This is a genomic window from Sphingobacterium siyangense (assembly GCF_007830445.1).
GTDB classification, from domain to species: Bacteria; Bacteroidota; Bacteroidia; order Sphingobacteriales; family Sphingobacteriaceae; genus Sphingobacterium; species Sphingobacterium siyangense.
The window spans coordinates 205,510-230,152 of record NZ_VLKR01000001.1 but is presented as its reverse complement, the minus strand read 5'-3'; the positions used below and the strand labels follow the sequence as shown (position 1 = coordinate 230,152).

General features: G+C 38.9%; 25 protein-coding genes and 1 tRNA gene. 10 read left to right on the top strand and 16 right to left on the bottom strand.

The genetic code is table 11. The annotated features are described in order from the left end of the window. Nucleotides 1-37: 37 nt before the first annotated feature. Nucleotides 38-439 (bottom strand): helix-turn-helix domain-containing protein, encoded by a 402-nt coding sequence (locus IQ31_RS01025; protein WP_145326836.1) that lies wholly within the window; start codon nucleotides 437-439, stop codon nucleotides 38-40. Between the two features lie 932 nt (nucleotides 440-1,371). Between IQ31_RS01025 and IQ31_RS01020 the strand changes: the two genes are divergently transcribed. Both IQ31_RS01020 and IQ31_RS01015 read left to right on the top strand, forming a co-directional pair. After that, a complete protein-coding gene (locus IQ31_RS01020) occupies nucleotides 1,372-2,712 on the top strand; it encodes a M60 family metallopeptidase (RefSeq protein ID WP_145326835.1) in 1,341 nt (446 codons plus the stop codon). A gap of 171 nt (nucleotides 2,713-2,883) precedes the next feature. After that, complete coding sequence (locus IQ31_RS01015) at nucleotides 2,884-3,213, top strand: YegP family protein (RefSeq protein ID WP_145326834.1); 330 nt, start codon at nucleotides 2,884-2,886, stop codon at nucleotides 3,211-3,213. A gap of 105 nt (nucleotides 3,214-3,318) precedes the next feature. Here IQ31_RS01015 and IQ31_RS01010 read toward each other — a convergent pair whose 3' ends face one another. The 4 genes from IQ31_RS01010 to IQ31_RS00995 all read right to left on the bottom strand — a co-directional run bounded on the left by IQ31_RS01010 (nucleotide 3,319) and on the right by IQ31_RS00995 (nucleotide 8,773). Further along, on the bottom strand, nucleotides 3,319-5,439 hold the full coding sequence (locus IQ31_RS01010) for an ATP-binding protein (protein WP_145326833.1): 2,121 nt from the start codon (nucleotides 5,437-5,439) through the stop codon (nucleotides 3,319-3,321). A 134-nt stretch (nucleotides 5,440-5,573) separates the two neighbouring features. After that, nucleotides 5,574-6,101: a methylated-DNA--[protein]-cysteine S-methyltransferase gene (locus IQ31_RS01005; RefSeq protein WP_145326832.1), complete on the bottom strand. Its 528-nt coding sequence runs from the start codon at nucleotides 6,099-6,101 to the stop codon at nucleotides 5,574-5,576. 119 nt (nucleotides 6,102-6,220) lie between these two features. Continuing rightward, on the bottom strand, nucleotides 6,221-7,447 hold the full coding sequence (locus IQ31_RS01000; protein WP_158638760.1) for a sensor histidine kinase: 1,227 nt from the start codon (nucleotides 7,445-7,447) through the stop codon (nucleotides 6,221-6,223). 231 nt (nucleotides 7,448-7,678) lie between these two features. After that, nucleotides 7,679-8,773: a sensor histidine kinase gene (locus IQ31_RS00995; RefSeq protein ID WP_145326830.1), complete on the bottom strand. Its 1,095-nt coding sequence runs from the start codon at nucleotides 8,771-8,773 to the stop codon at nucleotides 7,679-7,681. 219 nt (nucleotides 8,774-8,992) lie between these two features. On the opposite strand from IQ31_RS00995, the gene IQ31_RS27245 reads away from it, so the two are divergent. Both IQ31_RS27245 and IQ31_RS00990 read left to right on the top strand, forming a co-directional pair. Then, nucleotides 8,993-9,133: a hypothetical protein gene (locus IQ31_RS27245; protein WP_158638759.1), complete on the top strand. Its 141-nt coding sequence runs from the start codon at nucleotides 8,993-8,995 to the stop codon at nucleotides 9,131-9,133. A 15-nt stretch (nucleotides 9,134-9,148) separates the two neighbouring features. Next, complete coding sequence (locus IQ31_RS00990; RefSeq protein WP_145326829.1) at nucleotides 9,149-9,448, top strand: GNAT family N-acetyltransferase; 300 nt, start codon at nucleotides 9,149-9,151, stop codon at nucleotides 9,446-9,448. A gap of 189 nt (nucleotides 9,449-9,637) precedes the next feature. Here IQ31_RS00990 and IQ31_RS00985 read toward each other — a convergent pair whose 3' ends face one another. After that, entirely contained in the window at nucleotides 9,638-10,006 is a 369-nt protein-coding gene (locus tag IQ31_RS00985) for a hypothetical protein (protein WP_145326828.1), read from the bottom strand. A 215-nt stretch (nucleotides 10,007-10,221) separates the two neighbouring features. Continuing rightward, entirely contained in the window at nucleotides 10,222-11,802 is a 1,581-nt protein-coding gene (locus tag IQ31_RS00980) for a discoidin domain-containing protein (RefSeq protein WP_198385910.1), read from the bottom strand. 251 nt (nucleotides 11,803-12,053) lie between these two features. Between IQ31_RS00980 and IQ31_RS00975 the strand changes: the two genes are divergently transcribed. Then, a complete protein-coding gene (locus IQ31_RS00975) occupies nucleotides 12,054-12,545 on the top strand; it encodes a YdcF family protein (protein ID WP_145326827.1) in 492 nt (163 codons plus the stop codon). A 64-nt stretch (nucleotides 12,546-12,609) separates the two neighbouring features. Here the strand turns inward: IQ31_RS00975 and IQ31_RS00970 are convergent, their stop codons facing one another. Next, entirely contained in the window at nucleotides 12,610-13,722 is a 1,113-nt protein-coding gene (locus IQ31_RS00970) for an acyltransferase family protein (protein ID WP_075992795.1), read from the bottom strand. A gap of 377 nt (nucleotides 13,723-14,099) precedes the next feature. Here IQ31_RS00970 and IQ31_RS00965 point away from each other — a divergent pair, with 377 nt between their 5' ends. Then, a complete protein-coding gene (locus IQ31_RS00965; protein WP_088161717.1) occupies nucleotides 14,100-14,405 on the top strand; it encodes a hypothetical protein in 306 nt (101 codons plus the stop codon). 35 nt (nucleotides 14,406-14,440) lie between these two features. Here the strand turns inward: IQ31_RS00965 and IQ31_RS00960 are convergent, their stop codons facing one another. Both IQ31_RS00960 and IQ31_RS00955 read right to left on the bottom strand, forming a co-directional pair. Beyond that, nucleotides 14,441-14,761 (bottom strand): hypothetical protein, encoded by a 321-nt coding sequence (locus IQ31_RS00960; RefSeq protein WP_145326826.1) that lies wholly within the window; start codon nucleotides 14,759-14,761, stop codon nucleotides 14,441-14,443. Continuing rightward, nucleotides 14,742-15,254, bottom strand: a complete 513-nt coding sequence (locus tag IQ31_RS00955) for an AAA family ATPase (protein WP_145326825.1) — start codon at nucleotides 15,252-15,254, stop codon at nucleotides 14,742-14,744. The genes IQ31_RS00960 and IQ31_RS00955 overlap by 20 nt, the downstream gene beginning before the upstream one ends. 254 nt (nucleotides 15,255-15,508) lie before the next feature. Between IQ31_RS00955 and IQ31_RS00950 the strand changes: the two genes are divergently transcribed. Together IQ31_RS00950 and IQ31_RS00945 are read left to right on the top strand one after the other, a co-directional pair. After that, complete coding sequence (locus tag IQ31_RS00950; protein ID WP_145326824.1) at nucleotides 15,509-16,105, top strand: NAD(P)H-dependent oxidoreductase; 597 nt, start codon at nucleotides 15,509-15,511, stop codon at nucleotides 16,103-16,105. Nucleotides 16,106-16,585: 480 nt separating this feature from the next. Beyond that, on the top strand, nucleotides 16,586-17,020 hold the full coding sequence (locus IQ31_RS00945) for an rRNA adenine methyltransferase (RefSeq protein ID WP_145326823.1): 435 nt from the start codon (nucleotides 16,586-16,588) through the stop codon (nucleotides 17,018-17,020). Nucleotides 17,021-17,094: 74 nt separating this feature from the next. Here the strand turns inward: IQ31_RS00945 and IQ31_RS00940 are convergent. Then, nucleotides 17,095-17,167: transfer RNA gene (locus IQ31_RS00940), tRNA-Lys, on the bottom strand. Between the two features lie 134 nt (nucleotides 17,168-17,301). Beyond that, nucleotides 17,302-19,221 (bottom strand): ABC-F family ATP-binding cassette domain-containing protein, encoded by a 1,920-nt coding sequence (locus tag IQ31_RS00935; protein ID WP_145326822.1) that lies wholly within the window; start codon nucleotides 19,219-19,221, stop codon nucleotides 17,302-17,304. A gap of 60 nt (nucleotides 19,222-19,281) precedes the next feature. On the opposite strand from IQ31_RS00935, the gene IQ31_RS00930 reads away from it, so the two are divergent. Both IQ31_RS00930 and IQ31_RS00925 read left to right on the top strand, forming a co-directional pair. After that, nucleotides 19,282-20,316 (top strand): quinone-dependent dihydroorotate dehydrogenase, encoded by a 1,035-nt coding sequence (locus tag IQ31_RS00930; protein ID WP_075994823.1) that lies wholly within the window; start codon nucleotides 19,282-19,284, stop codon nucleotides 20,314-20,316. 8 nt (nucleotides 20,317-20,324) lie between these two features. Continuing rightward, nucleotides 20,325-21,104, top strand: coding sequence for a TIGR02757 family protein (locus IQ31_RS00925; protein ID WP_120334283.1), 780 nt, complete (start codon nucleotides 20,325-20,327; stop codon nucleotides 21,102-21,104). Nucleotides 21,105-21,203: 99 nt separating this feature from the next. Here IQ31_RS00925 and gap read toward each other — a convergent pair whose 3' ends face one another. The 4 genes from gap to IQ31_RS00905 all read right to left on the bottom strand — a co-directional run bounded on the left by gap (nucleotide 21,204) and on the right by IQ31_RS00905 (nucleotide 24,598). Next, nucleotides 21,204-22,211, bottom strand: a complete 1,008-nt coding sequence (gene gap / locus IQ31_RS00920; protein WP_075992787.1) for a type I glyceraldehyde-3-phosphate dehydrogenase — start codon at nucleotides 22,209-22,211, stop codon at nucleotides 21,204-21,206. A gap of 6 nt (nucleotides 22,212-22,217) precedes the next feature. After that, a complete protein-coding gene (locus IQ31_RS00915; RefSeq protein ID WP_075992786.1) occupies nucleotides 22,218-22,835 on the bottom strand; it encodes a TlpA family protein disulfide reductase in 618 nt (205 codons plus the stop codon). Nucleotides 22,836-23,056: 221 nt separating this feature from the next. Beyond that, nucleotides 23,057-24,151 (bottom strand): AI-2E family transporter, encoded by a 1,095-nt coding sequence (locus IQ31_RS00910; protein WP_075992785.1) that lies wholly within the window; start codon nucleotides 24,149-24,151, stop codon nucleotides 23,057-23,059. A gap of 249 nt (nucleotides 24,152-24,400) precedes the next feature. Next, nucleotides 24,401-24,598, bottom strand: a complete 198-nt coding sequence (locus tag IQ31_RS00905; RefSeq protein WP_145326820.1) for a hypothetical protein — start codon at nucleotides 24,596-24,598, stop codon at nucleotides 24,401-24,403. Nucleotides 24,599-24,643: the final 45 nt, after the last annotated feature.

Below are 24,643 nucleotides of genomic sequence, written 5' to 3'. Positions count from 1 at the left end.
TTTAACCATCGAAATGAGAGATAGTCGCTGGACAAGTCTAAATATAATCCAATGCGTTTAATGCTCTAAATTTTCGCGGACTAAGACCAGTATGCTTTTTTATAAACCGTGTTAATGATGCTGATGAACTAAAACCATAATACGAAGTCAACTCTTTAATCGGAATCTCCGTAGAAGCTAGTTTTTTGGCAATCTCACTTGCAACAATTTCCTTGACGATCGTGCTGGGTGAAGTTTCATTACTTGAAAGCGTCAATCGATGTAACGCTATTCTTGATATATTGAGCTTTTTCAAGTAGAATTGGAGATCCCAGTGATTCTGAGGATACTGGTGAATAAGGTTTTTAAATTCTACTAGAATGGGGTGTTCTGCTAGCAATGCTGAATTTTGATCCAATTGATTTAACGTTTCGTTTTGTTCCTTTATGTTGTTTTTCATGTTTTAAGATAATCGCTCGTTATTGCCGCACTATAGTGTCTAGGGCTATAGTTTAGGTTAAGTGTTCCATCAATCTTGTTTGATTGCAAGCAAAATTAGCGTATTAATTTCATAGTGTACTTTTCGAATTTAACGATTCGCTTTTTAAAATTATAATTTTTTATCACCGATTGTGGTAAAACCAACCTGCAGAAGACTATCACTGGAAAAATAGGCGGATGAATAAAAACCTGATTCCAATAACAGAGAAATCGCCTTTTTTATTTTATTTTTTTGACTGCTGTTTTTTTATGATTTTATTTTTCGTTATTCTTTGTATTGTAGGTGTTTATGTTTGTTATCTGTATTAAAAGTTGATTATAGAAACAGGTGTGTTATAACTTTTGGTTATACTGTTTTTTTTGGAGTTTTTCGACTTCACGTAATGATTATTCTGCATCAAGAGAATGATATATAATGTTATTGATGGTAACAGTTGTGATGATCATGTGCTGCCATGTTAGTCCTTTATGATGTGGTGTTCGAGGGAATAACGTTGGGGTTGTGTAATTAGTTTGAATAACATCTAGCTTCTATAGCAGTAGAGAATAGGGGTGTTACTCGTTTCTTGTCATTTTTTTAAAACAGATTTTCTTTATAATTATTTGAAATTTATCAAAGCGAAAAGGTTTTCACTGATTGTGCAAACGTTTGATGTGGAGTGGTTGATTATTTTTCCGTACAATATATTATATCTTGCTTTTAGATTATGAACTAAAATACTTTGCTGAAGGTGAAGTGAATTCTTTGCAGGGATCATCTGGTTTTCAGGTTTCGATGAACCATAAATCGATTAGAAAAATAAAAACTTCGAAACAGCCGCTGAGGCTTTGAAGGGTGATCGGAAAGAAGTGTTGACAATTAATACAAATTATAAACTTTATTTAAAAATTATGAGAAAGACCGTGTTTTCCTTAATCACGATTTTAGTGATCGCTATGACCACTTCCTGCCGGAAGGATGGTAGCTTAATGTACACTTTACTGAACGATTCCAGCGCAGAATCCTTAGCAATAGCGGATTCGGTCCAACGATTTAAAGTAAGTCCTTCGGCTGCAACTGAGGTTGATAGACTTCAGTTTCGCGCAAATCATAATGAGATGCAAATGACCGGATTTTATGTAGCGCCAAACAGTACTATAACGATAAAAGTCAAAGTCAACTCGGGGACGACAGCAGCACGCTTGGCGATCGGGACGCCTTTTAGAGACAATATTCGACCAGTACGGCAGTATTTTAATCTCCAAGCAGGTACGCAAACGTTCACAGTGGATCAATACGGGGGCTTGGTTTATGTGATTTATACAGCTGATAATTACACAACAACTGGAGAAATAGAGCTTTCTTTTGGCAATGGCTTTATCCCGGTACCTTACTTTCAAAAGGGAATTACCACCCATGAGCAATGGGTAGCTACATTGGATTCGTTGAAAAATACCGTGCCGGATGTCGTCTTCTCGTCAGATCACACCATTATGGTAACCAAAATTGCCGATGCGATGCTGTATAAGAACGAAGATCAACAGCTTATTGTGGATAGACTGGATTCAATTATTGGTTTTTCCAATCGGATCAGTGGTTTGAATGGTACGAGTGGAGTACATGCCATACCATATAATAAACACCTGATTACCGTGAGAGATTCGAGTGCAGGTGGTTATATGGCTGCTGGTATTTCTATTTATTTCACAGATGCTTTATCTTATCGTATGTTGCAACCAAAATACCTGTCCAATACAAATGGATGGGGAATATGGCATGAAGTAGGGCATACCTATCAACAAAAAGCTTGGACCTGGGGCAATCTGACAGAAACAACCGTGAATGTCTATTCTCTAGCCAGTGAAAGGGGATTTGGATTGCCGGTAAGCCGGGTGACTGCCAATAATTCCTGGCCTAAATTGACGACTTACTTTCAGAAAAACATCGCGGACCGCAACTTTAATTCAGGGGATAATGATTTGAAAATGATTATGTTTCATCAGCTTTGGTTAGGATTTGGTGATGATTTCTACATCAAACTTAGCAAAACTACCCGCGAGAACAGACCCTCAGTTTCAACAGACGCAGAGAAAATGCGCTATTTTATGCTGTCGGCATGTCAGATTGGACAAAAAGATCTTTCGGATTTTTTTAGAAAATGGGGTTTTAAAGTTGATGAATCTGTCTATACGGCGATCAGTAATCTGAATTTGCCGGCTCCTACACAAGATTTAACCGCTTTAAGAGATTAAACAGTCTTGCATACTGTGACGTTTAATCTTTTAGAACAGATGTTAGGAAGTATGTACCTTATTGATGATAAAAAAATTAATCGTTGTTTTACAATAAAAACATTGAAAAGTATTATCTTTAGTATGGAAGTTAATTCCGATAACCACATATTTATTTAATTAATTGAGAAAATGGGTAAATTTGAAGTAAAAACACGGAAAAATGGAGAATTCCAGTTTAATCTAAAAGCTGGAAACGGACAGGTGATTTTAAGCAGTGAAGGCTATACAACTAAAGCAAACTGCTTAAATGGCGTTGAATCTGTAAAAAAGAACGCTCAGGACGATAACAAATTTGATCGTAAAACTTCTACGAACGGTAAGCACTACTTCAACCTCAAGGCTACCAATGGCCAAATTATTGGAACCAGCGAGATGTATGAAAGCGCAAGTGGTATGGAAAATGGCATTGAATCTGTCAAGAAGAATGCGCCTGACGCGACGGTTGAGGAGACAGCCTAAGTCTATTTTCAAATGCCGGACTACTACATGTAAGTGTAAGCAGTCTATCAATAAGCACGTAGGATTTGATAGTAAAGAGCCGGGTAAAAACCGGCTCTTTTGCGTTTATTTTTCTGCTGTCGGGAGTGGGATGGAAAACCAGAAACTGCTGCCCAAACCCACGGTGCTATCAACTCCTATCTGACCCCCGTGTTTTTTGATTATTTCAGCGGAAATATAGAGCCCCAGTCCAAGCCCCGAGTAGGATTTACCTTCGTGATTAGCTCTATAATATCGATCAAAAATAAATGGCTGTACTGCCGGATTAATACCTTCACCTTGATCTTTGACGGTTATTTTGATACGATCTTGCAGTTGTTCAACCGTAATATTGATTTCTCTCGATTCTGGGGCATATTTAACGGCATTGTTGACAAAATTGACAAGGACTTGTTCCAGACGTTGTTCGTCGGCAAAGATATCTGCATCGAGATCGCCGGTAATATTAACTTGATGGTTGCCTTGGGATATGATATTGTGACAACTGGAGGTAAGTATCTTTGATGCCTTGAAGGTTGTTTTTTCGAGATGAAGCTGCCCTTCACTGATTCGATGCATATTGAGCAGGTCGTCAACAAGTGTAACGATCTTTTTGATATTGACAGCAGACTGATCAATAAGTCTTGAAATGATGTCACTTCCAGTTTTGTCCTTGAATCGTTCCAGCAGTTGAATCGTTCCCTTTAACCCCGTGACGGGCGTCTTTAGTTCATGGCTGGCAATGCCCAGGAAATCATCTTTTTGAGACTCATAATTTTTCCGTTTTGTGATATCGGCCACTACACCAATGAGGTGAGTCGCATTACCTTCTGCATCGTATTTGGGAAGACCCGACGCATTGATCCAATGCAACGATCCATCAGGCCAACGGATGAGATATTCAGCGTGATAAGTGGTCTTGTTCTGGATAGCATCCTGAACTTTTTGATAGACCATTTCGCGGTGCTCCGGGACGATGCTTTGCATGAGGACATCATAGTCAAAGCGATCGTTTTTAGTGAGACCAAAATTGAGTTTACAGGTTTCCGAGCAGTCCATTTTACCTGTTCTTATATCACGATTGTAAGAACCGAGTTCACCAGCTTTTAGTGCAATTTCCAGCTGATAGTTGAGGGCTTCAAGGTGTTCGTTTCTTTTGATACGCTCCGTAACCTCATTGGCGATGACAATAATAGACTCCGTTTCGCCTTCATCATTCTTCAACGGCTCATAGGTGAAATCAAAATAATGATCGCCCAATACTCCCATAGACTCAAGTCTTGCGTAGGCAGTGTCTCCAATATAATTTTGGCCAGTAGTAAAGACATCATCCAATATCCCCAAATAAGGCTGTCCCTGTAATTCGGGAAGCGCCTGTCCAAGTGGTTTGCCAAGAATGATTTCTGTTTTGTGCCAGAGTTTGAGCATCATATCGTTGGCAACTTCAATGACTAATTCACGACCTGTTAAAATCGCAAAGGCTATTGGGGCCTTATCTATAAAGGATCTGAATCGACGTTCACTTTTTTTGAGGTTTTTGTTGAGCAGCACTGTCAAATCATAGGATTTGTTGAGCTGGCTATTGGTACGATAAAGTTCATCATTGGCAAGTTCCATCTCGTCATTAAGCTCGAGCAGCCGTTGTTGCATGGTTGCCATAGTAATATTGACACCCTCAAGCTCATCAATTTTATCTATGGAAGAACTTCGAAGCTCGATTTGATCCATTGCGGTTCGAGCAAGACCTTCTAATATCTGTCGATCAGCCACAGTGAAAGCGCGCGGATGTTTGTCGATGACGCACAGTGAACCGATCATAAAACCATCATGCGTAATAAGTGGTGCACCTGCGTAAAACCGTAGTCCAAAATCACCAATTACATTTGGATTGGTCAGTAGGATATCTTCTTTCAGTGTATCTTCAAAGACCGTTACTTTCTTGTCCAGAATAGCTAGACTACACAAGCTTTGCCCTCGATTCGTTTCCTTTGTGGTGCCCATGCCAATATTTGCTTTGAAATAGACAGATTCTGCATCCACTAGTGAGAGTAATGCAATAGGGGCATTGAAGATTTGTGTGGCTAATTTTGCAATTCCATCAAAGCTGGCTTCAGAAGGGGTTCCAGTTATTTTATAGCGTCTGAGGGCATTCAGTCTGTCATGTTCATTTTCAGGCATTATATCCATTCCAAACGTATTCTCTATCATAGTGACCGTGTAATTCTTTTCATAAAGATATAGTTTTAATTACAAAAGCGGAGATGCAATTTTTTTTCTCTTCATCCGCAATTCAAAGATTTCCTGAAATGATTGTTATTCCGCAGGAATAACATACTCTAAGGCTAATAGTCAGCGTTAAAGAATAGTGTCGGGGTCCGATATTGTTGTTCAAGGTCAAGCAGGATAGACTTATTGCGAATGCCTCCGGCAAAGCCAACGAGCTTGCCCGAGGTGCCAACTATCCTATGGCAAGGGGCAATGATAGCGATAGGATTTTTATTCAACGCGCCACCAACGGCCCGGACGGCTTTGCTGTCGCCAAGTTGCTGCGCCAGTTGACCGTAAGTCCTGGTTGTGCCATAGGGAACACCTAAAAGCATTTTCCAGACCTTGATCTGAAAGGCTGTTCCCTGAAAATCAAGCGGAATATCAAATATCTGTCTTTTTTTTGCAAAGTACTCATTCAGCTGCAGTTCCGCCTGTATTAAAACGGGAGCCTCTTCATTGTAGGTTGCTGTAGGAAGTTTTGTGCGGATATAATCCTTGTCCGCCCAAACTAAACCTGAAAGTCCCTTTTCGGTAGCGATTAAGTGTATAGGGCCAACTGGTGTGTCGATGATTTTATATACATAATTGGCATTTGCTTCCATATTTCCTTTGCGTCAATGTGTATTAGGAGTAAATCTACAAAAATGAACCTATATTGAAGTACACAAAGTTTTTCTACCATAAATAATCTCATCAAAAATTTTCTAAACCTATATTTGGGTTAACAGCATGTAGGCACTTCGATCTTGGTTTGCTGCTTATGGTTGGGGCAGGATGGCAATCCAACTGTAAAAACGGATCCCTTATTGGGTGTACTTTGGATGTTCACAACACCTTTGTTTCGTTCAATAAGATCCTTGCATAAGACTAGGCCCACACCCGATCCGGGCTCGTCTTCAGTGCCAAAGGACTTTTGCTGAATTTCATTAAAAAGTGCGGCAGACTTCGAAGGGTTAATCCCTATTCCTTCATCCTGAATATGAATATGTGTATAGGTTTCATCGATGCTGGTGTAGATGTTGATATTCCCATTCACATAGCTGAATTTGATCGCATTGCTAATCAAGTTGCGTAAAATAATGATGGTATGATCCCGATTGGCAATTATCTGCGTGTTGTTAGGTATATCAATATTGATTTTTAGTTGTTTAGATTGTGTGTTCTCATTAAAAACTTTAATAATTTGTTGTATCATAGGTTTGATCAATTGGGGTGATGCTTTAGTATTCATACCTTGCATACTGCTGCTGCCCCACTGCAGCAAATCATCCAAAGCTTGATTCTGCTGCGTAATCTGCTGATAGATCTGTTGGATATATTCCTGGGATGCCGTACTATCGAGCATCTGATTACGAAACATAAATACCAGTGCTTCCAAGTTGGCAAAAGGACTTTTGATGTCGTGCGCGATAATAGAAAAAATTTTTTCTTTGTCCCGATTCATGGATTCTAAGTTGAGGCGTTGCTGCTCAATTTTTTTCATATTCTTATAGATGATATCAAGAAAAAAGTTGACAGCAACGACCATAAAAGCAAGCGCATTGATAATATTGAAAACAGATCTGGATCGTGGAACTTGCTGGCTCAGGGGAAGTATATCAGGAAGCAAATATAACAGTAAAATCAGGAAAGCTACCGTAATACAAAGGACTATATGGATCTTTCGGTTGTCATACATCAACATCGAGACAATCAATGTACACAATAAAAAATATTCACCGCCATTTTTGTAAAGTAGTGCCCCAGCGAAGAAAAACACAGAATTACTTATCAATAGAGTTGCCTTAGCGATATTGTGTTTCCCATAATATTGAAGCAGAAGGACCGTAAACGAACATATAGAATTGGAGAAATTAATCGCCGATAAAACATAGCGGTGGTCGATAAGATTGAGGATTGAAAAGAAAATTGTCGGAAATAAACATAACAATGCAATCAAATTTATCATGTGCACACGTTTGAAATCGATGTATGACATGCCCGGATGTGCACCAATATGGGAAAATAGTTTCCAATATTTACGAAAATGATTCATAGAGACGTGTCTGATTTTGCTTACAATTTCTAAACACTCAAAATTAGCCATAAATCAGCAGTCCAACAATGATTTTTCTTGAATAGCAGGTTAAGATTGGCAAAATCTGCCATGAAAGGAAGATAAAAGGGCTACATCGCTTTATTAATTTGGGAAAAATAAACGGATTTCGGTTCCTTGGTTTTCCTTACTGAAGATGGCCATCTGCGCTTTGAGTCTTTCAAGGATTTCCTGAACGATAAACAATCCGATGCCTTTTCCCTGGTAATCCGTTGAATTTGAACCACGGAGTCTTTCCATGCGGATATTTTCGAGTTCATGCTGCGGAATACCGATACCATTGTCTTTGATGATATATAACACACCGTTCGTTACTTTTTCACTATAAATATGCACCGCTGCTTTCTTATTGGCCGAAGAGTATTTGACGGCATTGTTGATCAAGTTTGTAAAGATTTGGTAGATTGCATTTTGATCACTGTTTACTGGAAAAAGGTCACCAAAGATAAGTTCAGTATGTGGGCTCCGGTATAGTAATTTGGCTTCCCGGCACCAATTGGGCAATGTAAGATCTAAACGAAGAGCTTGTTTCCGTAGTCTGTTAATTGGAGCAAGACTCAGTTCGACCGTTTTGTCGATAATATCAGCAATGTTTTCAAGTGATTGATCAATGACATCGTACAATTCGAGCCGCCTATTGGACTGCATATCCAAATGTTCTTTTAGCACACCTATGCCCAATTTAGCAAGAGCCAAAGGATTTTTAGCATCATGTGATAGCGTATAGGATATCATGCGCAGGTTGGTTGCGGGATTGATTGTTATATTTTCTTGATCTTCAGGTTTCTCTTCGTGTATCTTATGCGTGACATCTGTAGCTGTGTGGAGGATGGAATAAGTTCGGCCACGCTTATCAAAGAGGGGCCTATATTCAAAATCAAAATAACGTTTGATCTTGAAATCACGGTCAATGATCGTTGCAGGGGTTTCAAATGCCTTGTAGGTGACACCGCTCTCCCAGACATTACGGAGTATATCTGTAAATCCTTCTTGGGTAAAAACCGGAAAAACCTCTCCAAAGGAATGTCCAAATATTTCGTTTTCTGTACGCCACATATTTAGCATTCGCGAGTTGGCGAATGCGATATTGAGGTTCGAATTATCATAAATGGCAGTTGCAATCGGCATCTGATTTAATGCTTCAAAAAAAATCGGAATATCCTTTTGAGGTTTTTGCATATTGGGTATTTAATGATCATCTGCTTACCGCAGTGCGACCGTAAAATTAATCAAAAATCAAGCCAATAGCGATGGTTTTTAATGTTTCTTGGGAAAAATATGGCCAATCGGTGGGCTTGGAAATAGCGCAATAAAAACACACTAAATTATTATTATATTTAATAAACTTCAAAGGAAATGTAAGTTAACAATAGACAGGGATTTGTAATCATACCAATTATGGATAAGTATTTGGAAATTAGGAAATATGATGTTCAGGATAGAAATAAGCTGATCGATATTCTTCATATGAATATACCGAAGTACTTTGCACAGAGCGAGGTTGCTGATTTCACAGAATATCTTGACCAGGAAATGTAGACGTATTTTGTTGCACTGGTTAACGGGCAAATTATTGGTGGCGGTGGAGTAGGTTTTTCTGATGATGAGCGCACAGGATTTTTGAGCTGGAGTTTTTTAAATCCAAAATATCACGGATTTGGTTTTGGAAAAAACCTATTGCATCACCGTATTGACTTTCTGTACACCCATCATCAGGTTGAAAAGATCGAAGTCGGTACCTCTCAATTCACGTTCGGATTTTATAAGAAAAATGGTTTTATACTAAGGGAAATCCATAAAGACTATTGGGCTGAAGGCTTTGATTTATATGATATGGTCCATACAAGAGAATAGACAGTACCGTTAACACTGATTCGATGAAAAGCTGATAAATAAAGTGTAGCTCATTGATTGAATGAGACCAAGTTTTCCTTGATTTGATTCAGGTGGTGTAAGGGATGATAGCTCATCAGAAAAAACATTTCGCGAATACTGAGTTTGCCGAGCAAAGGATGTGGTAAAACCAGGCTATCGAGCTCCTCTTCATTGTACAGTACAAATAGCTGATTGATTTTCCAGTTGCGCAATCAGCCCCTCTTTCTGTGCGGGCAGGATTTCTTCAGGCAAAAATTGACTTGGGGCCTGCCGGCTTGTTTTGAGATAATTGTTACGCACCGTGTCGTAGTCCCAGGTGGCGCGTTGCAGGGATCCGAATTTTTGGGCTATATAATCTTTTGACTGAAGTACCTTTGGAAAGGGTAGAAGCGTTAAGAGAATATGTTTTAGCTGCTGACCAGCCGTCCATTTTTCATGATTACGATATGAAAAATGGGGCTCAGGTAATGCCTGGATATAGGCAATAACCGTATGGTGGTTGTCAGAAAAAGTTTTGATCAGTTCTTGTCTATTCATCCTAATTTTAGTGATAAGTGATTATTTCGATCGTTTTTTCTAGCTTATTGATAAGTCAAAGTCAGTATGATCTACTAAAAATATAAAATTATTTGCTACCCTCAATTATGAATCTCACTTATTCGGTTATGAATCTCACTTATTCGGTGTTGATCAAAGCTAAAAAAGGCCGGTACTATTTGTTATACCGGCCGTTTATTCTATCGATCTAAGTTTTAATATGCACCAAAATCTGCAAGATGAGAATAGAAGAAATCACCCCAAGAACTTGTCGACTCTATTTTAAGGTATTGGGTGCTAACGGATGTAGTAAGGTCGACATTGATCCAGGAGCCCGCGACTTTGCTCAATTGTGTCGTTTTGATCAAGGTCCAACTTACACCATTTGTACTTGAGTAAATATTGACATCTTTCATCGCTCCATTTAAATTATCGCGGTTACGGAAAGCAATACCTTTCACGGTGCGTAATGCACCCATATTGACGGAAAAGAAATGTGGCTGCGGGGTTTGAGTGGACGACCACGGAGTATGCCAGACCGTACTTCTATTCATATCCAATACATTGCTGGCTGGTGATCCAGGCTCATTACTATCGCTAGCTACAATTGACCAACCTGTTGTCGGTAACAGTTTATAGGTCACAACCTTCGATAAATCGGGTATATTGTTAACGAAGTTATAGGCGTATCCTAAGGTGGTACGGCTTCCATTGACATGGAGAAATCCTATTCTCATTTCGTAATTCCCTGTCAGATCATAAAAATCAGCTAATGGGCACTCAAATCGAAAACTATCCTGTCCAATTATTTTTGTCGACCATTGTACGGCATCATAATCGTTATTCACTCCAAATGGCTCCCTATCATGCCAAACAACAATGTCATTGACCGGTTTTGTTGTTGTAAATTTCCCGGAAACGATAATCTTATTGTTCACAAAGCTTGATGATAAGGATGTTATTTCTGCAGATGCGGATGCGTACCAGTCAGTTCTTACCACAGAGCTGAATACTTGGCTATTGTTAAATGTTGCTGCTGTGGTACTGGTCAAAGAAGTTGTAGAGATTCCATAGGTTGAATTGCCCGAACCCATCAATGCCGTACCTAAAGCTGGCGCTAACGTTTTGTTCATTCTGTTGTGGCTGGCATTTAAGCCATGGCCCAGTTCGTGAATCATTCCACCTATCCATACAGTTGCTTTCCATCCAATATCACCGCCTATTCCTAAGTTTTTGGCGTCCAGATTTACATAATCTAATGCGTAGCAGCTGGTACCTGTGCCATAGAATGGAGGGCCTCCCGGATTAGCTGGATCTGTATTGTAGGTTGGAATAATGATTAGATTGTGCTCGCTTTTTTTTCCTGACGGATTTTGATTAAAATAGCTGTCCACTTCGGCTTTCACAGCGCCGCTGCCCCCTGAGTACGGATAAGTAGCTTTGCCATATTTTCCAGCGATGTAATGGATATTAATCAGGCTGTCATTGAGCAGATCCAATCCGAAGGATTTTCTGCCGAACCCTTCGCGATCCATATTATTTGCAAACATATTTTGGGCGTCCAACAGGATCTTGCTAAGACGCTTTCTGAAGTTGGGAATGGAATCCACATCATTTGGAACAAAATAGATGACGTTCAGCTTGTAGGGATTACTGTTCCATTCATTTGTTACCGAGCTAGTTGATGTTTTTGCTTTTAGAGTTTCGACACTTTCTTCGGTATTTACCAAGGTCTTGTTACAGGATGCAGCCCCTAAAGCGAGGGTTGCAAGCATTAGATTTAAAAGTTTTCTCATAATGGTTTATATTGTGTATCAATAAATATAAATAAGGCATCTTTTATTGGTGTGTAAAAAAATAAACTTTTATCACAATTAGTTTAGTCAATCGATTGATTAATCAACTTTGAAAAATGTTTTGTAACATTTTAATTTATTTGAGCATGAAATGGTTGAGAGTTAATAATGGCTGGATAAAATTTAACCGACTTCTTACTTGCTTTTCATCCAGGTCTTATTACATTTGATTGTATGAATATTTAAATCGTATGGAAAAAATTAAAAACCTGATATTATTGTTGGGCGCACCCAATGATGAGCGGGGGAATCTCAGCGTTATGGCATTAGATAGAAATGAATGTGCCTATAATTTCTATTGTCATAATGAAGGGACTACAATTTTGTGTACCGGCGGCATGGGTGAACATTTCAATCGGACAGAAAAGCCGCATGGCGCTTATGCTCAAGCTTATCTTATGGAAAGAGGTGTCGCAGAGAAAGATTTACTTCCATGTGTACTATCCACAAATACTTACGAAGATTTTATGCTATCAAAAGAGATCATAAAAAACATCTCTCCAGATCTCTTCATCGTGATTACCTCAGATTTTCACATGAAGCGAGCGAAATTATTGCAAGAAAAATTCATTGACTACCCAAATGCATTGTTTATTGCTGCAAAGTCGACTGTTAGTCCCGACGAACTTAATTTGTTGTTACGGCATGAACAACAAGCTATTCGAAGAATACTGAAACGTTAAACAGGTGTATTGAATAGCACTATTTTTAGCGGTTGCCCCTTATGCCGCTAACTTTTTTTATACATTAACCCAGTTTCTTTCTGAGCCATTTGCGGACAGGTTCGTCATACCATTTCAAGCTTACATAGGCCATTGTAATACTTCCTACCAAAATCAATAGGGCATAAGGCAAAGCTTTTATAAGCGTCATATCCTTATTGTTGCTGATCCAGGCAACATAAAAATAGACGAAAGGGTAGTGTACGAGGTATAGCGGGTACGAGATGTCACCCAGAAATTTACAAAGCTTGTTTTCTAATCTGCTGCTTGATATGCTGCTTGTCCCCAGGTAAACGATCAGGGGGAATACAATGATAATACATACCGACTCATATATCCCGTTCATCCAGAGCTGTTCTGCTCCACCTATACGAGGCATATACAATACAATGGCGATTAAAATACTACAGTATAAAAAAGCATGTCGGATACGGCTCGGGCTCGTTATTCTGGATAGCAGGAGTCCCGCAAAAAAAGGGTACATGGTGCGGGTGATTCCTATCCGCACTTGTTCAGCATTTAATGTCCAGCCACCGCTAACATCTCCAGTAGGACTTGTGATCGCCAAATGGGCGAGTGCCACAGCTGCAATAAAGACCAAAATGCTTAACGCTGTTTTGGATAGTTTGCGAATACCGATGGCATATAGCATATTGGCAATATATTCAAAAAACAATGACCAACCGACACTATTGAGCGGATGCATTTCCTGCCAGCCTCGAATATCCAAAGAGAGGGGAACTGGAAGAATCGTATAACCAATGAGCATGACCAAAAGCATTTTCCAGAGCGGAACGGTGTGAATAAGTGGCCAGATTGTAGAATCTGTAAAATAAAAGCCTATTGCGCCAAGAGTCATACCTAATATAACCATCGGCTGAAGGCGTTCAATACGGCGTTTAAAGAAGGTACCAATAGACATTTTATGCCAGCGATCATCATAGGCATAGCCGATTACAAATCCAGATAAAAGGAAGAAAAAGTCAACGGCCAAATAGCCATGGTTGACCAAGATATCGAGATGTCCTGTTCCCAATGGCTCCGTGAGATGAAAGGTTACAACGATAATCGCAGCGACGCCTCGTAGTCCGTCTAAAATGGGATAGTGTGGCTTTGTAGAAAGGTTTTTATTGTTCATGGCTTCTGATTGTATTTCGAAGATGTCTATGGACTTGCTAACTGTTTATAAATGTTATTGAATGAATGGCTGAAAATAATGAAATAACAGGTTTAAATTTGATCAAATCGTATCAAAATCCCGATGGTTAGTCTCATTTTTTGTGATGTACCGAATCGTTTATGGGGATTCACAATTTTTATTGCTGGTACACTCAGCTGCCGGCATTTTAATGCTTATAGATTGTACATTCCGAGATCCAATGACCCAAATTTTTCATATCTTGTTGTCCAATTCACAAAGGCTTTCTTCGACTGTCAGTTTACGTGAAATCGAGAAGCTCCCTTTGCGCATTGAAAATTCCGCTGTGCATTTATAAACATAAATTAATAAAAGAAATGATCGTTGTTAAAGTAACCTATAGTGTCCATGATGACTATGTACACATGAATAAAAAAATGATTGAAAGCTTTCTCAAAGATTTCAGGAAGTTAGATGGAACACAATTCCTGTATACTATTTTGCAGGGTGGTGAAAGCAATACTTTCGTACATATTTCCCAATATAAGAATAAAGAGATACAGGATCAATTGCTGAGAATACCGAGCTTTGTCCTTTTTCAGGAACAAAGAGATAAAAACCTTGCTGTTGAGCCCAAAATTGAGTTTATGAACTTTATAGGGAGCTCAAACGATCCGTTTTAGCGAAGGAGGGACCGCGCTTCATGCAAAAGATATGTTTAATCACTATAGGCAATTAAACCACTTTGTTTGTTACTTGCAATGTCAAGTATTTGGATGAAGCTATTTATGTCAGTATCCATTTGGAGTCCCTTGTTTAGTATAATTTGCTCAATTTGTTTAATCAGAGCAGTATCCAGCCTGAAATCCGTATAATAGTCAAATCGTGTGGCGATTATGCCTTTTCGCTGAAGACTGCTGAAAGTTTTTTCGTCAAGTTGTCCAGCGAAAACCAATCCTGCCTTTTCAGGGAAATCTGGTTTTACTTGTTTATCATCAATAATATAAAAATCTAACATCTCAGGATTTAATTTTTGCATGTATCTGGTTATTACGACTCGATAATGGGCCGTTTACTTCAATAGCTTGTATACCAAAGTCGTCAATCCAATCGCGGAGTAAATCATTAACTTTAGATCTAAGTTTGGGTAGATCCGACTTGTGGCAAGGTATCAAATCGGGTTCTTCAATGGGGACAAACACCAAAAGATCAATTTCGGCCAATATAGCAAAGGTCTTTTCAAAAAGGAACTGAATATTTTTCTTTGGATCAAGAATATACAGATAAGCTAAGATGTCGAGTACACATCTATCGAATATTACATTGTCTCCGCTTTGTGAAATTAGCTGGGCGGAGTAGTTAAATTGTTCAACGAAATCTTCGGCAGTGGGTTCTTCAAGGAATTCATGCCCCGATGATTCCAGCTGATAGTAAGGTTCTACTTCCAGTGTATACCCGGGAAGCTTTTCTAGAAGCTCTTCTGCTAAGGTGGTTTTAACTACTTTGTGCGTGCCAAATAGAGCAATTCTCATTTTTTAAATTTATAAGATTAAAAAAATACGATATGATTCCAACTTCCAGCTGTATTAAGCTACGTGTTTTTTTTGATACTAGTTGTAAAATATTATATTTATATGAGATTAATTTATAATTATTTCATTTTAAGTGTGATGCAGTGTGCTGGTATTGTTTGAGTGTGGTTTAGGTAGCAGTTACTTATTCTTTGCTTCAGAAATCTTTATATATTATCTTGTAATCCTTAGAAGGAAAAAACAATACTGTTATTATGAATATTTTAATTGTTTACTGCCATCCTAGTAATCTGTCGTATACATTTGATATATATAATCACTTAAAAAAGATGTTGATTTCCGAGAACTGTTTTATTGAAGTTTCCGATTTGTATGCTAACAATTTTCAGAGTAATCTTACCGTAGAAGAATACCAGCGGGAAGGGGGGAACAATATCAAATTGTCTATTCCCAATGATGTGCTCGAAGAGCATCGAAAAATAGAAAATGCGGATTGTATTATCTTCCTTTATCCTGTTTGGTGGAGCGATTGTCCTGCAATGATGAAAGGCTGGTTTGATAGAGTTTATTGCCTTGGTTATGCTTATGGCCAAGTAGCAGAGCTGCCAAAGATGAAAATAATTAAGCAGGGAATAGTGATCTGTACTGCCGGACATCCTAATAAGTTTTTAGAGGAAATTGGTATTGCTCAGAGCATGGAAAAAGTTATGCTTGAGGACAGACTTGGAACACGCTTTCAGCATAAAGAAATGTTAATTCTAGGCGGAACTTTAGCAATAGATGAAGTGAGAAAGGAGCACTTAGGTCAAATTAGTGAATTGGTAAAAAAAATAGGAGTAAAGTGCGATTAATTCTTTAAAGACATTTCTACATTGTATTAAACCTAGTCAATCCTCCTTTCGAACCCTAATATTCCTAAATTAATCAGAACCTTGAAAATAGTTGAAACTATTCAAAAGCAAATACTGGGTTTCGCGCTTCCTCAAATAGACAAGAAGTGTTAGGCATGTAAGAACGTTTTGGCATGGGTGTCGTTAAAAATTAACTTCAAAACTGCTTGCAGTAATAAACAAATAACAAAACAATAATTGGTATGATAGGAAAACTAAAATATTATCTTACAAACAACGCGAGTATCACTGAGGAACACATAGACCAGATAAGCAGATGCTTCACACTACAGCATGTAACAGAAATACTTGCCTCTTATCTTGATATTACACAAGAAACGTTGAGCAGGCTTAAATCGAAATGATTTTTTGACATACATCAACGCGTCTAAAGTTGGAATGTTTTAAATTTGATTAGTTACATTTTTAAAAATAATCAATATGTATTTAGATCCAGATAACCACGTCGTTAAACTTTGTGCCCAAGGTATGGACATCGAGGGAAAACCGGAAGAAGCAAGCAAATTATTTACTCAAGCTTGGAATGAAGCGATAAATGACTTTGAAAGATTTATAGCAGCCCATTATATAGCAAGACATCAGAAGAGTGTTGCAGACAAATTGAAATGGGATGAGACGGCCTTACATTTGGCTCAAGAAATAAAGAACAACGATGTCAGCGGGGCATTCCCGTCGCTGTACTTGAACATTGCCAAATGCTATGAGGATCTAGGCGATGTTGAAAATGCAGAAAAAAATTATCAATCAGCACTTTCGTTCACGGACAAATTATCTGATGACGGATATGGAAATATGATTAGAGGAGGTATTTTGAACGGAATTAAAAGGTTAAAGTCATTGAGTGAGAATAGATAACATAATCGTCCAGTCTTTGTCATTTATAATTCATATAAACAAAAAAAGCTAATCTTGTGATTAGCTTTTTTCTGTGATCCCGCTGGGATTCGAACCCAGGACCCATACATTAAAAGTGTATTGCTCTACCAGCTGAGCTACGGAATCTTACTTCTTTATTTTTGAACTACCGTTCCTTGTTTGAAGTGATGCAAAAGTAGGGCTTTAATCCTATTCCTGCAAATAATTTTGGCTTAAAATCACGCTCTAATGCTTAATAAGCTGATTTTAAGCCAAAAAAATTAATCATTTTCCAAATCCATGATTTCTTCCGCCAACTGCTCCCAACTCTCCTGGAATTGTGTCAATAATGCCTTTGCTGAGTTGTAAGAACGTGTAGTTTCCTGTAACTTAGTCGCATCCGAATAAACCGCTTCGTCCGCAAGCTTCGATTCTAAGTTTTTGACTAAAATTTCCTGCTCCTCAATTTTTTGTTCAAAAGACGTTAGCTCCTTATTTTTCTTGCTCAACAAACGTGTCTTATCTTCCGTAAGAGGTTGTTTCTCCTTCTTTACTTTGGGTTCTTCCTTGACTTTTTTCTCGGTTTTTACCTCCGCTTTCACAACGCGTTTTGCAGCCCATTCTTCATACTCCTGGTAAGTACCTGGGTACTCCTTGATCTGTTTGTCTTCAATGTACCAGATTTTGTTTGCCACATTGTCCAAGAAATACCGGTCGTGGGATACAACGATAAATGTACCTTCGTATTGCTGCAAAGCCTGGATCAGAATGTTGACAGACTGCATATCCAAGTGGTTGGTAGGTTCATCGAGCGCTAAGAAGTTCGCGTCTGCGGTTAATGCTTTTGCAAGAGCCACACGTGATTTCTCGCCTCCGGAAAGTACTTTGATCTTTTTGAAAGCATCGTCTCCGGTGAATAGGAAACATCCAAGAATGGAGCGCAATTCGGTCTCTGTATGCTTCGGTGCGAAAGTTTGTAACTCGGCAAGGATGGAATTTTCCAGGTGTAAGGCTTCCAGTTGGTGTTGGGCAAAAAATGTTTGCGACACGTTGTGTCCCTGCTCTGCTTTTCCTTCAAACTCGTGATCCGCATTAGCCACGATACGTAAGAGGGTAGATTTACCTTTACCATTGGCACCAATTAATGCAATCTTATCACCCTTTTCTATAATCGCTGAGGTATTTTTTAAGATCTCCAGGTTAGGGTAGGACTTGGAAATATTTTCCAACGTCACAACGTGACGACCTGAAGGTTTTGAAAATTTAAAGCTGAAGTTTACTGTAGGGTTGTCATCGTCAACATCGTCAATTCTCTCCAAGCGATCCAACGCTTTGATCCGCGACTGCGCCATTTTGGCTTTGGAAGCCTTAGCGCGGAAACGCTCAATTAAACGTTCTTCCTGTTTTATCTTGGCTTGCTGGTTTTTAAACTGATTGGCCTGCAATTCATTTCGTAATTCCTTCTCTTCAAGATAAAAACTGTAATTACCTGCATAAAGTGTTAATTTTCCTTTACGTGATTCTACTGTTTTCTTGATGATGCGGTCAAGAAAATATCGATCGTGGGAAACAATCACAATGGCCCCATCAAATGCTTGCAGATAGTTCTCCAGCCATTTAATGGAAGGTAAGTCCATGTGGTTGGTCGGCTCATCCAGTAACAGAATATCCGGAGTTTGCAATAAGATACGGGCAAGCATAACCCGCATACGCCACCCTCCAGAGAAAGTGGCCAATGGTCTTTTTTGTTCTTCTTCCGAAAAACCTAGACCAGCAAGGATTTCATGGGCCTTAAATTCGATGTTATAACCATCTAAGGCCTCAAATTCTACTTGTTTATCGCTTAGTTTATTCAGGATGTCATCCGAATAATCTGTTTCTAGTTTGTGGAGTAAGTCTTCGATTTCGGCATGTAATTGATTTTGGCGCTCAAAAGCTTCCATGGCAACATGCAGAATGCTTTTGTCAGAATGGTACGACAATAAGTCCTGGTTTAAATAACCAATCTTAAGGTCCTTCGCCATGGAAATCGTTCCTGATGTGGGCGTATATTGACCGACAATAAGGCGAAGTAAAGTCGATTTACCTGTACCATTGGCACCGATCAAGCCAACTTTATCTCCTGGTTTGATATGCCAGTTTGCTTCGTCATATAAAGCGCGAGATCCTATTTCAAATGTTAAATTATTTATTGATATCATTTCAACTGCAAAAGTACAAAAGTAATGAATATTTCTTCTTCTTTGAGTAACTTTGCGATTATGTATAAATTAGTCAAACCTATATTCTTTACAATGAATCCGGAGACGGCTCACCATAAAGTGACCGGTGGATTGAATGTTTTCTCAAAAATTTGGGGCGCCAAACAATTATTGAACGCTTTTTTTACCGTGGAAGATCCACGTTTGGAACGCGAAGTCTTTGGATTGAAATTTAAAAATCCTGTGGGCCTTGCGGCTGGCTTTGATAAAAATGCGGAATATATTGCAGATATGACTAATTTGGGATTTGGTTTTATCGAAATTGGAACGGTAACTCCTAAGCCACAACCGGGCAACGATAAACCCAGGATGTTCCGACTTGTTTCCGATGAAGCTTTGATCAATAGAATGGGATTTAATAATCAAGGGGCAGACGTTGCTGCCACAAGATTGAAAAATCTAAAGGATCGAAAAGGATTGTTAATAGGGGGGAATATCGGTAAGAATAAGGTGACGCCTAATGAAGAAGCTGTCAATGACTACATTTATTGCTTCAATGCATTGTTTGACTACGTGGATTATTTTGTTGTCAATGTGAGCTCCCCGAACACACCGGGCTTACGCGATTTGCAGGAAAAGGAACCTTTAAAACATCTATTAAATACTTTACAAAGCCTCAATGTCGCTAAAATAGCTCCGAAGCCAATTCTGCTTAAAATAGCACCTGATTTGACGGATAGTCAATTGGATGATATCGTCGAGATCGTATTGGAGACACAAATTGCAGGTGTCATCGCAACGAATACAACAATTTCAAGAGAAGGCTTAAAGAGTCAACAGGAACTTATTAATGAAGCGGGCGGGGTAAGTGGACGTCCTTTGACCAAGCGTTCAACAGAAGTTATTCGCTACTTAAGTGAAAAGTCCAACAAGGCATTTCCTATCATTGGTGTAGGGGGGATTCATTCGGCGAAAGATGCCATAGAGAAGTTAGATGCTGGAGCCAGTCTTATTCAAGTTTATACCGGTTTTATCTACGAAGGTCCAGGCTTGATCGCAAAGATTTGTAAAGGCATATTGCAGACAGGAAGATAAGGATTAGCATGGCAGTTGATTTTGATCTGAAAGATTTCTTGGATAAGAAAGTTGATGAATATAATCAACCTGGTTTTATTCCAAATGATCCCATATCCATTCCGCATCAATTTTCAGCGAAGCAGGACATTGAGATCATGGGATTCTTGGCTTCCATTATGGCTTGGGGGCAAAGAAAGACGATTATCAATAAATGCAACGAGCTGGTGGCTCGAATGGATGGTTCACCATACGATTATATCGTCAATCACCAAGAGCAGGATTTAAAAACCTTACTGGGATTTAAACACCGCACGTTCAATGATACCGATATTCTTTATTTTGTTTCTTTTTTTAAGCATCACTATCAGCATTTCGAATCTTTAGAAGATGCTTTTCTTGTAGGGCAGGAGAACAGGGAGGAGGTTGACTTAGAAATGGCACTGAATGCCTTTAAAACCTATTTCTTTTCGTTGCCTGATTATCCTGTTCGCACACGGAAACACATTAGTAGTCCAGCACAGAAGTCAACCGTCAAGCGGATCAATATGTTTTTACGTTGGATGGTCAGAAAAGATACAAAAGGGGTAGACTTTGGGATTTGGCACCGTCTGTCCCCAAAAGATCTAATCTGTCCGTGCGATGTTCATGTTGAGCGCGTTGCCCGTAAATTTGGTCTAATTACATTGGATAAAGTGAATTGGAAAACAGCCCAGGAATTAACGGCTAATCTACGCCTACTAGATCCGCTGGATCCGGTCAAGTATGATTTTGCGTTGTTTGGCTTAGGCGTAGAAGGGGAAATGTAAAATTAGGGCGTGAAGAAAAAAGCGTCCTTGTCAACTATAGCTGGCAAAGACGCTTTTTTTATACCGGAACCTATCGTAAGATGCTGCAGGGGCAGCTGATTATACAAGCTTGTCGATCTTGATCAGGAGGTCAACCAAACGATTAGAATAACCAAATTCATTGTCATACCAGCCCACAACCTTGACCAGACCACCCACTACCGAGGTTAACTGGGCATCAAATACACATGAATAGGGGTTATTGATGATATCTACCGAAACTATGGGGTCTTCTGTATAAAATAATACATTTTTTAAGTCGTTTTCTGCTGCTGCTTTGAACGCTTTATTAATTTCTTCTACCGTGGTTTCTTTCTCAAGTGTACAGGTAAAGTCCGTCAATGAGCCATTAAGTACAGGTACACGTATGCCTGCGCCCCCTAATTTATGCTGCAAATGTGGAAAGACATTGGTTATCGCCTTAGCAGCACCAGTAGTTGTTGGAATGATCGCCGACGATGCTGCCCGCGCTCTCCTTAAATCTTTATGTGGTGCGTCGTGAAGATTCTGGTCTCCAGTCATGGAGTGAACCGTGGTAATATAGCCATCTTTGATGCCCCAATTTTCATCCAATATTTTAACTAGGGGAGCAACATTGTTTGTTGTACAGGAGGCATTGGATAAAATCGAAGCAGATAAATCAATGACACGATCATTAATGCCCAATACCACTGTTGGAATGTCTTTATCTTGTGCCGGTGCGGAAATAATCACTTTTTTTGCACCAGCTTCCAAGTGCAACGACGCTTTGTCACGACTGGTAAAGTACCCCGTAGATTCTATGACAACATCAATCTGAAGCTCCCTCCAAGGCAATGCCGCGGGATCTTTTTCATTGGTGACCAAGATGGAAAGATCATTGACAATAATATGTTTGTCGTCGTGCGTCACAGTACCAGGAAAAGGACCATGTACAGAATCATATTTAAATAGATGGGCCAACGTCTTGGTGTCTGTCAGATCATTGATAGCGATGACATTCAGTTCATCGAAAGCCCCCCTTAAAAAGATATTACGTAGTGTATTTCTACCGATACGTCCGAATCCATTGATTGCTATGTTTAGCATTTCAGATTATTTATGAAATTGGCTTATTGCTTCGTTAATATTTTTTTCACCTTCCCAATGCGCTTTTAGCTTTCCATCCGCACCATACACATAATTTGCCGGAAATTGTGAAGGTACATGGATTGTTTGTATAAACGTTTGGTCTTTATCAATCAATACCTCTACATTAGATGCTTTGGATAGCTTAGGAGCGAATGTGTCAAAAAAACCTAATACTAATGCCGGGTCATTCATGGAAATATAATAGATATTGACGTCTTTTATACGATCAATATTCTTTTCTAGCTCCGTAGCTTCATGTTGACAATGACTACATCCTGGATCAAATAGGATAAACACGGTATTCTTGTCTTTGGCAACGTTTTCCTGCGTAACACGGATGCCCGAACGAAGCTGATAAAATGTGAAATTAGGGAGAATGGCTGCAGGGTCGGAAGATTGCGTTGGTGCAGCTTGACTATGGTCGTGGCCTGCATGATCGTGACCTGCATGGTCATGGCTTTCAGCGCTGGCTTCCTGGGTCGTATTTGCAGTATGATCTGTTTTCGGTTTGTTGTTGTTACATGAGGAAAGAATTCCGGCAGCCAATGCCACAGTCACTCCTAAGATTATCTTTTTATTCATAGAATACGTTTGCTTTTAAATCAGTTTTAGTGATTTTATCGTTTTAATATTTATGCTTAATAAATTGTCAAATTCTGTGTAGAAAGCATTGAACAATCTATTGTATTAATGATTCAAAACTATGAAAAAAAAGGGATTATCAATCGTTGAATCTCATTTATGACAGTTTACTGGATATTGATGCATTTGTGATCAAATCAACTTAACCTATTGAAGTACCCTTATTCTATAATGTCAGGGCTGTCATGAGTAGACTTTGTGTCTGTCAATGAGGTAGATTGAATGATTTCAGGCGTACTTCGTCCAAATTCAATACTGTAGACTTTCAGGAGTACGCTAACGCAGGATAAAATGAGCGGACCGAAGATCAATCCCAGCATACCAAATAGATTTAATCCTAATAATACACCGAACACGGTTATTAATGGATGTACATCGCCCAACTTTTTCAATATGGTAAACCGAAGGACATTATCAATACTCCCGATGATAATGATCCCGTATAAGGCAAGACCTATTGCATTTCCGGACTGCCCATTCGCAAGTAGAAAAAGCGCTGCCGGTAGATAGACTACCATCGTTCCCAAAATAGGAATTATGGTGGAAACAGCGGTGAGTATCCCTAGAAAGATAGGGCTTTCCAAGCCAAAGAACCAATAGCCAAGACCGGCTACAATACCTTGGCACATGGCCAAAATCGGGATGCCGATTGCATTGGATTTTACCATCATGTCAAACTCTTTCCACAATTCGGCTTTACTGGCCTTGGTGAAAGGGATCGCTTGATAGATGGTTTGTTCCAATTTTTTGCTGCTAACCAACATGAAATACAAAACAAACAAAGCAACCAATATATTGACACCCACTTCTGCAACGGAATTCAGAATATTGGGTATGAATTTAGCTGCTTTTTGAAGCGCTCCCATTAAGGCAGTATCTGAAAGATCAATATTGCTTAAATAAGGACTGTCTTTAAAGTAGGTTTTGATCGAGTCAAACTTGTGCATCAGATCGTCTTTGTTGCTAATGACTTCTGTTACCTGAGGTACCATGTAGTTGATTAACAGATAGAGTGGTCCTACCAAGAATATGATGGTCAATAATATCAATAAAATACTGGCGAAAGATTTATTCCATTTTTTTTCTTCAGTCAGCTTAAAGTTGATTTTTCTAAAAAGAACATATAAGGTAACTGCTCCCAGAAAACCGGGTAGGTAGTAGAATAGGCTTGTAAAGATCAATATACATATCGCCAGAATGATGACGATTAGCATGATTTGATTGATGGAATTATTGTTGATTTGTTTGTACTTCATATAGCTGACAAATATACTGTCTATCGATTGTTATTTATCGTATGACAATATTTTTTTAGAAAAGTTTTATCTTGTTAAATTAAACTTCCTTTTTTATAATTTCAATGATTTTTTGAATTTCTTTTTTTTGTCCCCGGATCAGTTTGGATTGGGTGGCTCCATGAGAATGGCAATGACGCTATTTTGCATCCAGCAACTCCAAACCAATTGTTCACTTTTGGATGGAAAGATAAGCCTTTTTATTCGAATTTAGTTTTGATTCTGCGGCATTAAAACCTCCTTCAAGATCGTTAGGATATCGTATTGTTTGACAAAAAGCATGGATTGTGTTGTCCTTAATGGACTGGAATCTTTAGCTGAAAAGGTCGTATTGACTACTGCTTTGCTCGCTTTATGAAAAAAAGGATGAGACCCTTTTCCTTTTTTGTTGTTTGAAAATAAGCCCATAATCTTTTGTTTTTGTTGGTTATAGCGATCAGGCTTGTTCAGCGG

What these genes read in the sequence shown, in the direction of transcription:
- IQ31_RS27245 (WP_158638759.1), top strand. Translation starts at nt 8,993, where the DNA reads ATGGATAAGTATTTGGAAATTAGGAAATATGATGTTCAGGATAGAAAT.
- IQ31_RS01020 (WP_145326835.1), top strand. Translation starts at nt 1,372, where the DNA reads ATGAGAAAGACCGTGTTTTCCTTAATCACGATTTTAGTGATCGCTATG.
- IQ31_RS00965 (WP_088161717.1), top strand. Translation starts at nt 14,100, where the DNA reads ATGATCGTTGTTAAAGTAACCTATAGTGTCCATGATGACTATGTACAC.
- IQ31_RS01015 (WP_145326834.1), top strand. Translation starts at nt 2,884, where the DNA reads ATGGGTAAATTTGAAGTAAAAACACGGAAAAATGGAGAATTCCAGTTT.
- IQ31_RS00970 (WP_075992795.1), bottom strand. Translation starts at nt 13,722, where the DNA reads ATGAACAATAAAAACCTTTCTACAAAGCCACACTATCCCATTTTAGAC.
- IQ31_RS01010 (WP_145326833.1), bottom strand. Translation starts at nt 5,439, where the DNA reads ATGATAGAGAATACGTTTGGAATGGATATAATGCCTGAAAATGAACAT.
- IQ31_RS01005 (WP_145326832.1), bottom strand. Translation starts at nt 6,101, where the DNA reads ATGGAAGCAAATGCCAATTATGTATATAAAATCATCGACACACCAGTT.
- IQ31_RS01000 (WP_158638760.1), bottom strand. Translation starts at nt 7,447, where the DNA reads ATGATAAATTTGATTGCATTGTTATGTTTATTTCCGACAATTTTCTTT.
- IQ31_RS01025 (WP_145326836.1), bottom strand. Translation starts at nt 439, where the DNA reads ATGAAAAACAACATAAAGGAACAAAACGAAACGTTAAATCAATTGGAT.
- IQ31_RS00955 (WP_145326825.1), bottom strand. Translation starts at nt 15,254, where the DNA reads ATGAGAATTGCTCTATTTGGCACGCACAAAGTAGTTAAAACCACCTTA.
- gap (WP_075992787.1), bottom strand. Translation starts at nt 22,211, where the DNA reads ATGCTAAACATAGCAATCAATGGATTCGGACGTATCGGTAGAAATACA.
- IQ31_RS00960 (WP_145326826.1), bottom strand. Translation starts at nt 14,761, where the DNA reads ATGCAAAAATTAAATCCTGAGATGTTAGATTTTTATATTATTGATGAT.
- IQ31_RS00980 (WP_198385910.1), bottom strand. Translation starts at nt 11,802, where the DNA reads ATGAGAAAACTTTTAAATCTAATGCTTGCAACCCTCGCTTTAGGGGCT.
- IQ31_RS00985 (WP_145326828.1), bottom strand. Translation starts at nt 10,006, where the DNA reads ATGAATAGACAAGAACTGATCAAAACTTTTTCTGACAACCACCATACG.
- IQ31_RS00945 (WP_145326823.1), top strand. Translation starts at nt 16,586, where the DNA reads ATGTATTTAGATCCAGATAACCACGTCGTTAAACTTTGTGCCCAAGGT.
- IQ31_RS00930 (WP_075994823.1), top strand. Translation starts at nt 19,282, where the DNA reads ATGTATAAATTAGTCAAACCTATATTCTTTACAATGAATCCGGAGACG.
- IQ31_RS00905 (WP_145326820.1), bottom strand. Translation starts at nt 24,598, where the DNA reads ATGGGCTTATTTTCAAACAACAAAAAAGGAAAAGGGTCTCATCCTTTT.
- IQ31_RS00975 (WP_145326827.1), top strand. Translation starts at nt 12,054, where the DNA reads ATGGAAAAAATTAAAAACCTGATATTATTGTTGGGCGCACCCAATGAT.
- IQ31_RS00995 (WP_145326830.1), bottom strand. Translation starts at nt 8,773, where the DNA reads ATGCAAAAACCTCAAAAGGATATTCCGATTTTTTTTGAAGCATTAAAT.
- IQ31_RS00925 (WP_120334283.1), top strand. Translation starts at nt 20,325, where the DNA reads ATGGCAGTTGATTTTGATCTGAAAGATTTCTTGGATAAGAAAGTTGAT.
- IQ31_RS00935 (WP_145326822.1), bottom strand. Translation starts at nt 19,221, where the DNA reads ATGATATCAATAAATAATTTAACATTTGAAATAGGATCTCGCGCTTTA.
- IQ31_RS00950 (WP_145326824.1), top strand. Translation starts at nt 15,509, where the DNA reads ATGAATATTTTAATTGTTTACTGCCATCCTAGTAATCTGTCGTATACA.
- IQ31_RS00910 (WP_075992785.1), bottom strand. Translation starts at nt 24,151, where the DNA reads ATGAAGTACAAACAAATCAACAATAATTCCATCAATCAAATCATGCTA.
- IQ31_RS00915 (WP_075992786.1), bottom strand. Translation starts at nt 22,835, where the DNA reads ATGAATAAAAAGATAATCTTAGGAGTGACTGTGGCATTGGCTGCCGGA.